Genomic DNA, 12,275 nt, shown 5'->3' with positions numbered 1-12,275 from the left:
GCGAGCTTGGGTAACGGCGACCCTTGGCGATGTGGTTATGGAGCCGGGGAGAAGGGACATGGCGTCGGGAAAATTGGCAGCGGTGTTGTTATTTTTGCCCTGTTTTAGTTTCGGGCAAAGCACACGTTACGAGTATACAGGCGCGCCGGTAGAGCGCATTGATGCCGGCACTGCCTACGTAACGGGTGCCGTGGTGACAGGATTTATCGAAACCACTTCACCGCTGCCAGCCAACCTTGTAGACGTTGATATAGGCGCTCAGATTAGTGATTGGTCGTTCAATGACACAGTGAACACCGTCGCGGCTGGTGCGGGTATCTTTTACGATGCCCTGGGCGCCGGGCCGCAGCTTATTGTCAGTACTGATGCGACAGGAAATATCGTTTCTTGGAATTTCTTTCTCTACAGCCCGCTGCCACACAGTCATGACGCACCGATAGACAGAATGTGGCTATCCTTCGTGAATTCGCGGGATGAACTGGTCAACGACGCGCCCTGCCGTAGCTTTCCCGCCGCGGATACTCCCTGCTCATCGCTGTTGTTTGGGCGCGGGTACTCGCGCGCCTCGTCGCTAGCAGCCGGGCAATGGCAGATTATCCCGGGTGGCCCCCCCGTCGTCCCACCTGACCCGCCCGTTGAGCCACCTGTTCCGCTATCGCCACGTGCTGTGCCCACACTGTCGCCTGCGGCCATCGCTCTGTTGGTGGGCCTGGTGTGTGTCCTGGGTGGTGTGAGGGGGAGGAAGCTCTGGTAGCTATCGATAGGCCGCAGCGTTTTCCCGTTGTCAGGATTTGGGTGTGATATTCGCGCGAATCAGCAGCGCTGCGATAGCAGGCGGCGAGAAAATCAGGGCGAAGATGGGCAGTTCTTCCGCGAGTGAATAGCCGCTACTCAAACCCAGCCAAAGGTTATACAGGGCAGCCAGACCCCAGGCGGGAATAAACAGCATGAGCGCCAGTCGTATGATACCGGGGCGATCCCTTGCCAGCGCACGGACAGCGTAGACCAATGCGAAAAGTGCCAGAAACCCCAAACCAATAATAATTAGTGTTCGCATAGCCTACGCCTTTCGGTTGCGTAAAGAGAAGAGCGTTTGGTTCCCACAGAAGTCGTTAAGTCGACCACCCGACTTGTGATGATTCCAGCTGATTTCTGCTGCCTATTTCGTGGTGTACCCACCGTTCACCAGAATGGTCTGGCCGGTCATCCACCAGCCCTCGGATACCATGAACAGAATCCACGGAACTATATCCTCAATGTCGGTAAGCCCGGTTTTGGAAAAGGAGGATAGCGCGGCAGCGGACCGGTGATAGGCTACGGCGTCGTCACCCTCGGCGGGGTAGAAGAAGGGGGTATCCATTGGGCCAGGGCCAATGGCGTTGACGGAGATACCCCGTTCTCCCAGTTCCTTTGCTGCTGCGCGAGTGAAGTGCTCGACCGGCGCCTTGAGGCCTTCGTAAGCTGCGTAGAAGGGCGTAAAGGCGCCGAGCAGTGAGGTTACAATGGTGCAGATCTTTCCGTTGTCGTTGATGTGTTGGCCAGCTTCCTTGATAAAGAAGAAGGCGGACTTGACATTGACGGCGCAGGATTGATCGAAGACTTCCTCGGTCACCTCAGACAGGGGCTTTTTCACCACCATACCGACGGTATTGATGGCGATGTCAGGTGGCCCGACAGCTTCTACCACATCGGAAAACAACTGCTCCATGGCCGCTGCGCTGGTGAGGTCTGCCTGGAAGGCAACCGCTTCGGCGCCAGCGGCGCGAATGGCTGCGATGGTGTCATCAGCCGCCGCTTTCGTACTGTCGCTGTTGTAGTGAATGGCAACCGCCTTGGCACCTTTTCTTGCACATTCGCGCGCCAGAAGACCGCCCAGATTCTTGGCGCCGCCGGCGATGATAACGACTTTTCCCTGCAGTGAATTGTTCATAGTTTGCCTCTGATGCGTGATTGGGTCGTATAAACATGTGGCAGCCTGTTAGGTGGTTTTCTGTCGGCTGCTGTACGGCGCCCCGTCGCCGAAAGCTATGGTACGATTCTCGCTACCGCGTTGCTTTCACATTCCTTGGGCGCTTGCATATTTCTGTTGAGGGACTTATGGAGAAAACGGTGTCGGCAGAGGTGGCTCGCTCTACCAGAAAATGGGCTTTTCTGGATGGCGTGGATATTGAATTTACGCGTGAAAATATTGAAGGCGGAGTTGAATGGTCCATCCAGGATCGGCGGCATTCTGTCATTGTGCATCTCGCCGGGCGTATGACCGAGCTGGAAACTGAACTTGACGGATGCTCCATGTCGGTTGCGCCAGCCAACGTAGAAGAAGTCTGGATTGTTCCGGCGGGATACCGATATGCCAGCCGTGCCCGCGGCGGCGATATTGAGTATGCGGTTATCACGCTGCATGAAGATTTCATGATCAGATTGTTCTCCGGCCTGCCTAGCCTGGAGACACTCTCGCCTATGCAGGGGGTGCGTGACCCCTTCTGCTACTGGGCCATGCGCGAATTCATGCAGGCGACGGCGTGCGATGCCGACGACGTATCGGCCATGCTTGCTGATTCCGTACTGCGCTCCCTGTGTTTACACCTTTATCGTGCATACGGCTGCGCGCCGGCGCGGGAGCCTACCCACCCGCAGTTCGATAGTGCGAGGATCAAGGCCCTGCGCACCTATATCCACAACAAGCTGGCTGAGCGCATTACGGTAGCGGAACTGCAGGCGATGGTGGGTATGAATAGTGAAGCATTTCTTAGCGGCTTTCGGCGTGCGTTCGGTGCCACACCTGGCCGATATGTAATTGAGCAGCGCATACGCCGCGCCCAGTGGCTGCTGATTCACTCAGCGGCCTCTATTACAGAAATTGCCTGCAGCACAGGTTTTTCCAGCCACGCCCATCTGAGCAGAACCTTCAAGCAGCATGTGGGCCAATCACCGAGCGTGTACCGTGATCATCACATTTAGGTGTTTCAGCATCGTTCAATCAACATCGCGCTACCGGTGCCCGCCGCTCCCGCGGCGGACACCACGCCCCGCTGCAGGTTGCGCCGCTCCAGTTCGTCGAGCAGCGTGCCGAGCATCATCGCGCCGGTGGCGCCCATAGGGTGGCCCAGCGCGATCACGCCGCCATTCACGTTCAGCTTGTCCAGCGGAATGTTCAGCTCGCGGTGCGCCATAACCGCAATGGCGGCAAAGGCCTCGTGGATTTCGAACAGGTCGATATCCGAAGCCTTGAGCCGGTGTTTTTTGAGCAGCGCCCTGGTGGCTTCAACACAGCCCGACAGCACCTGTGTGGGATCGGCGGCTACAACCACTGATGACAAAATCCGTGCTCTTGGCTTGGCATCCATGACATTCTCGCCACCGACGATCACCAGTGCCGCGCCATCAGCCATGGCGGGTGAATTGCCCGCGGTGTGAATGTGCTGAACGGCGCCGAGCTGGGGGTGAGCGGACAGCTGGTAGGCATCGACCCCGGCTGCGCCGGCCGCAGCGAATGCCGGCGCCAGGGCGGCCAGGCTTTCTGCGGTGGTATTGCGGCGGATGCACTCGTCCTTGTCGATCCAGCCCCCGCCGGGGGATTGGATGGGTACTATGGAGGTGTAGTAGTTGTTGTCCTGGGCGTAGGCCGCGCGGGTGTGGCTGCCAAGGGCAAGGGCATCGGCCTCCTCGCGACTGACGCCCTGCAGGCTGGCCACCAGGTCGGCGCCATTGCCCATCATCAGCATGCGGCAGCGGGCGGCAAAATCCGGATCCTTGAAGACCCGGGCATCGTCCGCCAGCATGGGCACGCGCGACATCATTTCCACGCCTCCCGCCACATTGAGTGAGCCCAGGCCGGCCTGCACCTTGAGGGCGGCCAGGGCAACACTCTCGATACCGGACGAGCAGTAGCGGTTGATGGTCATGCCCGGAACTGCACTCGGCCAGCCCGCATACAGGGTGGAGGATTTGGCAATGTTGCCTGCCTGCTCGCCATGCTGGGTGGCGCAGCCGAGTATGACATCGCCCACCTGCTGTGGATCCAGCCCGGTTCGGGTGGTGAGTGCGTCATACAGTTGCTTGAGCAGCTCCTGGGGCGTCAGCGGGTGTAGCCCACCGAACTCCTTGGCTCGCCCCCTTGGGCTGCGAATGGCATCGTAGATAAAGGCGTCGGTCATTGGTCACACCCAATAATCAGGCTGGAGCAGGTGGTGGCACTGCCGCCCAGGTTGAAGGTGGCAAGGGTGCGGGCGTTGGCCAGTTGGTAGCCGTCTGCGCGGCCGGTCACCTGGCGCGCGCAGTCCAGGGCCATGCGCACGCCGGTGGCCCCCACCGGGTGACCAAGGCCGATAAGCCCGCCGCTGGGGTTGATGGGAAAGTCGCCATCGCGGGTGATGCGACCATCCATAACCGCCTTCCAGCTTTCGCCGGGAGCGGTCAGGCCCGAATGGTCAATGACCATGTATTCGGTGATCGAGAAACAGTCGTGGGTTTCCAGGCCATCCAGCTCGGTTACGGCGCCAATCCCGGCGCGGCGCAGTGCGTCGTTGAACATATCCCGGACGTGGGGAAAGATCAGCGGAGCGCCCGCGCTGCGTTGCAGCTTGCTGGCCAGTGACAGGGGGGCAGAGCGATGTCCCCAGCCCTTGATGCGCGGAATGTTGGCCAGCGATGTGCCGGTGCGCTCGGCATGTTCTCTGGCGGCGGATTCACCGGCGAGAATCACGCAGGCGGCGCCATCGGTGATCTGGCCGCAATCCTGCCGCCGCACCCGGCCTTCGATCACCGGGTTGAGTTCGTCATTGCAACTGAAGCTGCCCTCGGGGAACTGCCAGCTCCGGCTCTGGGCGCGGGGGTTGGTGCGCGCGTTGCTGAAGTTGATTTCGGCGATGCGCAGCAGGGCGTCGCCGTGGATACCGTAGCGGGCATCGTATTCGCGAATGACCTGGTCGAACATGTGTGGCCAGGGGTAGGTGCAGTCCAGCGCTTCGCGGCCCGCCCACGCCGCCGCGCCCAGATGCTCGGCGCCGGTGCGGCCATCGACATTGCGCATCAGCTCCACGCCGACCACTGCGGCTACCTGGTAGTGGCCCGCTTCTATGTCGCGCATGGCGGCCAGTATGGCCATAGTGCCAGAGGCGCATGCGGCTTCGTGGCGCGCGGTGGGTATGCCGGTCAGCTCGGGGTATACCTCGGCGAAAAAGCCGTTGAGCTGGCCCTGCCCGCAGAACAGGTCGCCCACGAAGTTGCCGACGTGGCCCACCTGGATCTGGCAGGGTTCGATGGAGGCGTCGCGCACGGCGCCGTGCAGGGCTTCCTCGAACATGTCATAAATGCCCAGGCCCTCCCGGGCCCAGTTGCGCGCAAAGTCGGTTTGCGCGCCGCCGAGGATATAAATCGATGTCATGGGTTTATCGTCCTTCTACCAGTGCTTGTAGCTGGCTGCGTACCACCTTGCCCACAGGATTGCGGGGCAGTGCGTCAAAAACCTCCAACCGCTCAGGCAGCTTGAACTTGGCAATGCCTTTGTCCAGCATCCAGCGGCACAGGTCTTCCAGGGAGGGTTCGGGTGCGTCATCGCTGGGCACGATGCAGGCACACACCTTTTCTCCCAGCATGTCGTCGGGGTAGGCGCAAACCGCCGCTTCCAGCAATTGCGGGTGGCCTTCCAGCACGGTGTCGAGTTCGGCGGGCGAGATCTTCATGCCGCCGCGGTTGATGATGTCTTTGCAGCGCCCAACAATGCGGTAGTAGCACGCCGGCTCCCCGCATATTTCCACCAGATCGCCGGTGCGGAAAAAGCCGTCTTGCGTGAACACCCCATCGCCGTCGTGATCCAGGTAGCCGTCGAAGATGGCCGGGCTGGATATGCAGAGTTCGCCGGCGATGCCAGGCTCAGTAATGGTGGCCCCAGTGGCGGTGTCTATGACCCGGGTGTGAATGGAGGCATGGGCGTCGTTTTCCCAGGGCATGCCTTCCACGCCCAGGCGCGGGAACAGCGCGGCGCGATACTCTGGGCTCGGCGCGATCTCCGGTGTGGAGAACAGGCTGATGCCCTCATTGGAACCGTAGAAATTGATGATCTTCTTGCCGTAGTCGTTTTCGAAGGTGGCGATCATCGACGGCGACAGCGGCACCGAACCGGAACCGATGGCCCGCAGCGAGCTGTAGTCGCCGTCGGCCCACAGTGCGCTCTGCTGGGCCAGGCGATTGAGCAGGGCCGGCGGCGCAATGGTAAAGGTTACCTGTTCGTCCTGAAGTTGCTGCAGGTAGAGCGGTGGGTCGATGGGGTGGTGTAGTACCAGGGTTGCCCCAAGCAGGGCGGCGGGGAACAGAAAGCCGCCAATGGCCGCCATGTTGATCATGGGAAAGGGAGCGAGCAGGACTTCGCCCTGGCGGTAGGCGCCCGCGGCAATCGTGTAGCGGGCGATGGCAATCCACATATTGTGGGAGCGCGGCACGCCCTTGGGCGTGCCCGTGGTGCCAGAGGTCCAGCACACGGTGACAATGTCGTTGGCATCCGCCTGGCTGGCCTCGTGGGCCTGCAGGCGCTCTCGGCCTGCGTCGCTGATCGTATCGGCAGCGCCGATGTCGCTGCCAATCTCCCAGATGGCAAGCCCGGGGAGGGCCTGGCGGGCGAGCTCTGCCAGTGCCTGGTTGCGCAGCCGGGGCAGGGTGATCAACGCCGCGGGGTTCAGTACGCCAGCAAACTTCGTCAGCTCAAGGGCACCGTACTGAACGGGAACGGGCGAGATGATTGCGCCAATCCTGCTGGTTGCGTAGTACAGGGCAATCAGTTCGCTGATGTTTGGCAGTTGCACCAGCAGGCGGTCACCCGGCTTGATGCCAAGGGCCAGCAATTCGGCGGCATACTGGGCGCTGAGCGCATCGAGGTCGCCGTAGCTGAGCCTGCGCGCCGGGATGTCGGTGAGTTCGGCCTTGTTGGGCTGGTCGATGACAGCCAGGGACGATGGTGCCTTGCTGGCCCACAGGGCGAGCAGTGAATGCAGCGTATCGCTGCCCCAGTAACCTGCGCTGGTCATCGAGTTGATGCGTTGTTGAGAGCTGGTACGCATTGTCTTCTCCCCGGGCTAGTCCCTTGGAATTATTTTGCCGCGTTGTATTCGCCGACGAGTCGGTCGACAAGTGTGGCGATAGGAAGCACATCATCAATAGCCCCGACCCCCTGGCCCGCGGCCCACACATCGCGCCAGCGCTTGGCGTCACCCGAGGACTGGGTGATGTCGATCTTGCCTGCGCTGGGCATGTGGTCGGGGTCGAAGCCTGCTTTGATCAGGCTGCCGCGCAGCCAGTTGGCCTTGACCCCGGTCAGGGCGTCTGAACAGATGATGTCGCTGCCGCTGGCATCGACCACCATCTGCTTGTATTCCTGCACGGCCATGCTTTCGTCGGTGGCGATGAAGCGCGTGCCCAGGTAGGCGTAGGTTGCGCCCAGTACCTCTGCCGCGCGGATGGCCCGGCCGGAAGAAATGCCGCCGCCCAGCACGATGGGGCCATCCCAGAAGGTGCGCACTTCCTCGACAAAGGCAAAGCCGGATAGCTGGCCGGTATGCCCACCGGCGCCCGCCGCCACCAGAACCAGCCCATCGACACCAGCGTCGATGGCTTTGCGCGCGTGCACCGTGGTTACCACGTCGGCAAAGACCTTGCCGCCGTAACTGTGAATCGCGTCGATGGCATCGCGCGGGCTGCCCAGTGCGGAAATGACCAGCGGGGCGCGGTATTTGACCGCCAGTGCCATATCTGCGTCGCGCCGAAGGTTGGTGCGATGCATCATCAGGTTGATACCCCAGGGGGCATCGGTGGCGCTATCTACGGCCTCGGTGATGGTGCTCAGCCATTCATCCAGTTGCTCCACCGTGCGGGTGTTCAGCGAGGGGAAGGTGCCGATCACGCCGGACTTGCAGCTGGCAATCACCATGTCTGGTCCGGACTGCAGGAACATCGGCGCCTGGATGGCCGGCAGACGCAAATTGGCAAACATGGGCGACATAGGCTTGGGCTTCCTTTTATAGATTATGTCGGCAGTGGTGCCGGTGTGCAGAGCGCTGCAAGCGCACGGGCCGGAACTACCCTGTTGTTGTCAACTTTGTGCGCAGGCTATCCATTATGGTCTTATAATGCAATTCATATGATGAATATTCTAAATTATCGTCATCGCGAGCGCTCGTTTTCTCCCGTCTCACAGTGCAGGGTGCGGTGTTGAAAGTATCGTCACAGAACTCGCTAAAGTTTATATATCATTGATTAATATCGAATAATTTCCAGGCGCGGAATGTTTTTGGCGGAGCGGGGATGGCGAGGCTGGAAGCTGGTCAGGCGAGCGCTTTGGACCCGGCCGGTAAAAATGGCATTGACGGTGAAAATCAAAATCAGTAAGTTCAATAATGCAATTAAGTGTGATGGCGAGCCCATCGTTCTATAAAGGTGAATAACAAGGTGAACAATATGACCAGTCGCATTCAGGCTTATCAGGCTGTAGGAGCCGCCCTTGCGGCCGCTGTGGTGGCCGCTAATAGTAGTCATGTCCTAGCCCAGGCTGTTCTTGAAGAGGTGGTGGTGACGGCGGAAAAGCGCAGTCAAAATCTGCAGGACGTCCCGCTATCGGTTTCTGTGTTTAGCGGTGACCAGGTCGGTCCCGCTGGTATTACTGAGTTGGGCGATATTTCGCTGCAGACTCCCAACCTCAATATCAGTACCTTCAATATTGGTGAGCCGCAGATATACCTGCGCGGTATCGGTAACTCCAATGACTCGGCCGGATCCGATCCGGCAGTAGCGGTGTTCATCGACGAGGTTTATTTGGGGCGGCCTGGCGCATCATCCCTTGATCTGTACGACCTGGATCGTATCGAGGTGCTACGCGGGCCGCAGGGTACACTGTACGGAAAGAACGTTGCCGGCGGCGCCATCAATTTCTACACCACCAAACCCACCCATGAATTTGACGCCAAGGCTGGGGTGACCATCGGTAACGAAAACCTCCAGGTGTACCGCGGCTACGTTAATGGCTCATTGTCAGACAATATCGCCGGTAAATTCACCTTCTCCAAGCGTGACCGCGATGGCTTTGCCAAAAATACCCGCAACGGCCAGGAACTGGACGATGTCGACAACCTGAGCACGCGAGCCCAACTTGCCATTACCCCGAATGATGTCACCGATATCTTGCTCGGTGTTGATTATTCAAAGGACGATAACAACGGCCCGTGCCGCTACATGACGGAACTGAATTCTCCTGGCCAGCCCTTTGGTGGCGCTTATGTTCCCGCCAATCAGGCAGCGGCGGATACGACGCCTGATCCTCGCAAGTGCGACAACCGCGTCAAGCAATATCAAGAAAGGGAGGTATATGGTGCCCTCCTGCGGGCAGATGTAGATATTGAATGGGGCACGTTCACGTCGCTTTCGGCCTATCGCAAGAGCGACCTCTCTTGGCTGCAGAATTTGGGAGGCTTCGATTCGCCCCCGGGATTGGTCGGGGTAGTGAATAACGCCGATGAAGGCGCCGAACAATTTTCGCAGGAACTGCGACTGGCGGGCGATTCAGCCAACGCCCACTGGGTTGTGGGCTTGTATTACCTGAGGGAAACGGTTGACCGCATCGAGACCTTTGATACCACCTTGCTGCCGGCGGGCTTTGCTCCCTTCAGTGGGAACGTATCGTTTACTCAGGACAACACCACGGAAAGCTACGCGGTGTTCGGCCAAGTTACCTACGATATTTCGTCCAGCCTGGCGTTGACATTGGGCGCCCGCTATACCCGCGATGATAAGGACATCAAGCAGGCCGCTACGGATAACGTAAAGGACGGTTCGCCAGCGGCCATTCCTCTGGGACCGGGGACGGACTATCTGGCAAAGTCGGATGATTCATGGGGCGAAGTAAGCCCGCGATTGTCGCTGGACTGGAATGTGTCTGATGATCACCTGCTGTACTTTACTGCATCGCGCGGGTACAAGAGCGGCGCTTTTGTTTCCCAGGCGACATCGGCCGATGTCGCTGAACGGGCGTTGGAGCCTGAGCTTGCGACCAATCTTGAAATTGGTGCCAAAACCCAGTGGTTTGACAATCGACTGCGCCTGAACGTGTCTGCCTTCGACTTGGATTATGAAGATCTGCAGGTATTTCAGCTGATCAGCCTGCAGTTGGTCGCTGACAATGCCAAGGAGGCATCAGTGCAAGGTATCGAAGTGGATTTCTCCGCCGCGCTGACAGAGGGCCTGACATTGTCCGGCAACCTGGCCTTCATGGACCACGAATACAAGGACTATACGCTGTTCAACCCCAATACCGGCACTGTAGTGGATTACAGTGGCAACGAACTGGCCCGTTCACCGAATAAATCCGGTGCTTTGACCCTGGCATATCACTGGCCATTGGAGAGCGGCGCATTCCTCGATCTCAGCGGTACGGCCGCCTACAGTGGCGAGTTCTTCCAGGATTCCAGCAATAACGGCCGATCCTTGATTGACGGCTACGTCGTTTACGATACCTCGCTGAAGTACACCTCCCAGGGCGGAAACTGGGACCTGTCGCTGTGGGGTAAAAACCTCAATGACGAGCAGTATCCGATTCACCGCATCGTGGATACCTTCGGTGGCGCTGTGGATGTTCTGGCGCCACCGCGCACCTACGGGGCCACCTTCAACTACTACTGGTTCTGATGAACGGGCGCCACTGGCCGGGCACATTCAGTGCCCAGTTATTTTCGACGTGGCGTGCCGTAGCCGCGATAAGGTGGCCATTGCGTGCCGAGGTATTTTCCATGCAATGTACTGGTGCGGAGCTGCCGGGGTGTAGCACAAAAATAAAAACCATAGACAGGCGGTCTCTACCAGCCTTGTTTTAGGAGGGTCGTTGTGCGGCAACTAAGTGGATTGGATTCAGCGTTTATTTACATGGAGGGAGAGGGCAAGTACAACCACCTCACCAGTGTCTATCTCTATGACCAGTCGACGGTAAAGCGCGGCGTGCTGCGTTTTAAGCGCATCCTTGATCACATCGAGTCAAGGCTGTCGCGCTCACCGGTGTTTCGGCAAAAGTTGTACCAGGTGCCATTCAGTGTTGACTACCCTTATTGGGTGGATGACGCCAGTTTCGATATCGAGTTCCACGTCCGTCATATTGCCTTGCCGAAGCCCGGAGACTGGCGTCAGTTCTGCATCCAGGCGGCGCGTATTCATTCCCGCCCACTCGATATGAGTCGGCCGGCATGGGAAATGTACGTGGTTGAGGGGCTGGACAACATCAAAAACCTGCCCAAGGGCAGTTTTGCGATTATTGCCAAGTACCACCACGCCGCCATCGACGGTTCAACCGCAATTGATTTGCTTGGTGCACTGCATGACCTCGATCCCGCAGCCCCGTCCTCCACCAGTGAAGAGGATTGGCGACCGCGCGCTTTGCCGGGGCCTGTTGCACTGTTTAGCCGGGTGCTTTACAACAACGTTCGCCAGCCATTCCGCCTTGCTCGATCGCTGGCGGTTACCTTCCCCACCCTGGGTCGCATGGCGCTGTCCTACCGCAGTGGCAATGAAGGTGCCGCCACTTCGGTGCCTCAGACCCGTTTCAATGGCAAGGTGTCGCCGCATCGCGTTTTTGATGGCCACCAGTTCAAGCTCGCAACGTTTAAGAAGATCAAGGAACAGGTGCCCGGAGTGACGGTGAATGATGTGGTGCTCGCCGTGGTATCTGGTGCATTAAGGCGCTTCCTTCTCCAGCAACAGGAGTTGCCCGACCAGAGCCTGGTGGCTCTGGTACCGATCAGCACCCGCTCGGCGTCGCAACGGGATCCGGGTAATCAGGTGACGCTGATGAGTTGTTCGCTGGTGACCGATGAGCCTGACCCGCGCGAACGCCTCAGGCGTATCAGCGATATTACCCGGGCTTCGAAAGTGACCATGGATGCAGTCAGCGCGCGGCAGATGACTGAGCTGCAGCACAACATCCCTTCCGTTACGCTGGCACTGGCAGGTCGTTTGGTCAATGGCATGGGGCTTGGTGCGCGCACCCGATTGAGTAATGCGGTAATTACCAATGTGCCAGGTCCGCAGCAACCACTGTACTTTTGTGGCGCACGTCTACTCTCTATTTGGGGCTGTGGTCCAGTCATAGACGGTGTCGGGTTGTTGGTATTGGCCAGCAGCTACAACGGTACGCTGTGCCTTTCTCTTAGCTCCTGTAGGGGTATGCTTCCCGATATTGGCAACCTGGCCGGGTATCTCGATGCCGCATGCGATGAGCTTCTGGCCGCATTTAAATTGGAGTAGCT

10 protein-coding genes are annotated in these 12,275 nt (G+C 59.1%); 4 read left to right on the top strand and 6 right to left on the bottom strand.

Annotated elements, in window-relative coordinates; all coding sequences use genetic code 11:
• The first annotated feature begins 58 nt into the window (after positions 1-58).
• Positions 59-754, top strand: coding sequence for a hypothetical protein (locus tag DDZ17_RS22410; protein WP_157976592.1), 696 nt, complete (start codon positions 59-61; stop codon positions 752-754).
• Between the two features lie 30 nt (positions 755-784).
• Here DDZ17_RS22410 and DDZ17_RS22405 read toward each other — a convergent pair whose 3' ends face one another.
• Both DDZ17_RS22405 and DDZ17_RS11520 read right to left on the bottom strand, forming a co-directional pair.
• The gene (locus DDZ17_RS22405; RefSeq protein ID WP_157976591.1) at positions 785-1,057 is read right to left on the bottom strand and encodes a hypothetical protein; all 273 of its coding nucleotides are present in this window, start codon (positions 1,055-1,057) and stop codon (positions 785-787) included.
• Positions 1,058-1,159: 102 nt separating this feature from the next.
• Positions 1,160-1,930: an SDR family oxidoreductase gene (locus tag DDZ17_RS11520; RefSeq protein WP_116366953.1), complete on the bottom strand. Its 771-nt coding sequence runs from the start codon at positions 1,928-1,930 to the stop codon at positions 1,160-1,162.
• A 167-nt stretch (positions 1,931-2,097) separates the two neighbouring features.
• Here DDZ17_RS11520 and DDZ17_RS11515 point away from each other — a divergent pair, with 167 nt between their 5' ends.
• A complete protein-coding gene (locus DDZ17_RS11515; protein ID WP_206613526.1) occupies positions 2,098-2,961 on the top strand; it encodes a helix-turn-helix domain-containing protein in 864 nt (287 codons plus the stop codon).
• A 5-nt stretch (positions 2,962-2,966) separates the two neighbouring features.
• On the opposite strand, the gene DDZ17_RS11510 is transcribed toward DDZ17_RS11515, so the two are convergent.
• Genes DDZ17_RS11510 through DDZ17_RS11495 form a run of 4 tightly spaced genes read right to left on the bottom strand, consistent with a single transcriptional unit; the run spans position 2,967 to position 7,993 of the window.
• On the bottom strand, positions 2,967-4,157 hold the full coding sequence (locus DDZ17_RS11510) for an acetyl-CoA C-acyltransferase (protein ID WP_116366948.1): 1,191 nt from the start codon (positions 4,155-4,157) through the stop codon (positions 2,967-2,969).
• Positions 4,154-5,386 (bottom strand): acetyl-CoA acetyltransferase, encoded by a 1,233-nt coding sequence (locus DDZ17_RS11505; protein ID WP_116366946.1) that lies wholly within the window; start codon positions 5,384-5,386, stop codon positions 4,154-4,156. The genes DDZ17_RS11510 and DDZ17_RS11505 overlap by 4 nt, the downstream gene beginning before the upstream one ends.
• Before the next feature lie 4 nt (positions 5,387-5,390).
• Positions 5,391-7,055: a class I adenylate-forming enzyme family protein gene (locus DDZ17_RS11500; RefSeq protein WP_116366944.1), complete on the bottom strand. Its 1,665-nt coding sequence runs from the start codon at positions 7,053-7,055 to the stop codon at positions 5,391-5,393.
• Positions 7,056-7,084: 29 nt separating this feature from the next.
• Entirely contained in the window at positions 7,085-7,993 is a 909-nt protein-coding gene (locus DDZ17_RS11495) for an NAD(P)H-dependent flavin oxidoreductase (protein WP_116366942.1), read from the bottom strand.
• Between the two features lie 455 nt (positions 7,994-8,448).
• On the opposite strand from DDZ17_RS11495, the gene DDZ17_RS11490 reads away from it, so the two are divergent.
• Together DDZ17_RS11490 and DDZ17_RS11485 are read left to right on the top strand one after the other, a co-directional pair.
• On the top strand, positions 8,449-10,668 hold the full coding sequence (locus DDZ17_RS11490; protein WP_157976589.1) for a TonB-dependent receptor: 2,220 nt from the start codon (positions 8,449-8,451) through the stop codon (positions 10,666-10,668).
• A 195-nt stretch (positions 10,669-10,863) separates the two neighbouring features.
• Positions 10,864-12,273 carry a WS/DGAT/MGAT family O-acyltransferase gene (locus tag DDZ17_RS11485; protein ID WP_116366939.1) on the top strand — a complete coding sequence of 470 codons (1,410 nt, stop codon included), beginning with the start codon at positions 10,864-10,866 and terminating at the stop codon, positions 12,271-12,273.
• The last annotated feature ends 2 nt before the right edge of the window (positions 12,274-12,275 follow it).

Source organism: Parahaliea mediterranea, from assembly GCF_003402235.1.
GTDB classification, from domain to species: Bacteria; Pseudomonadota; Gammaproteobacteria; order Pseudomonadales; family Halieaceae; genus Parahaliea; species Parahaliea mediterranea.
Note: the sequence above shows the minus strand (reverse complement) of the source record. Positions and strands in the feature narration are given on the sequence as shown.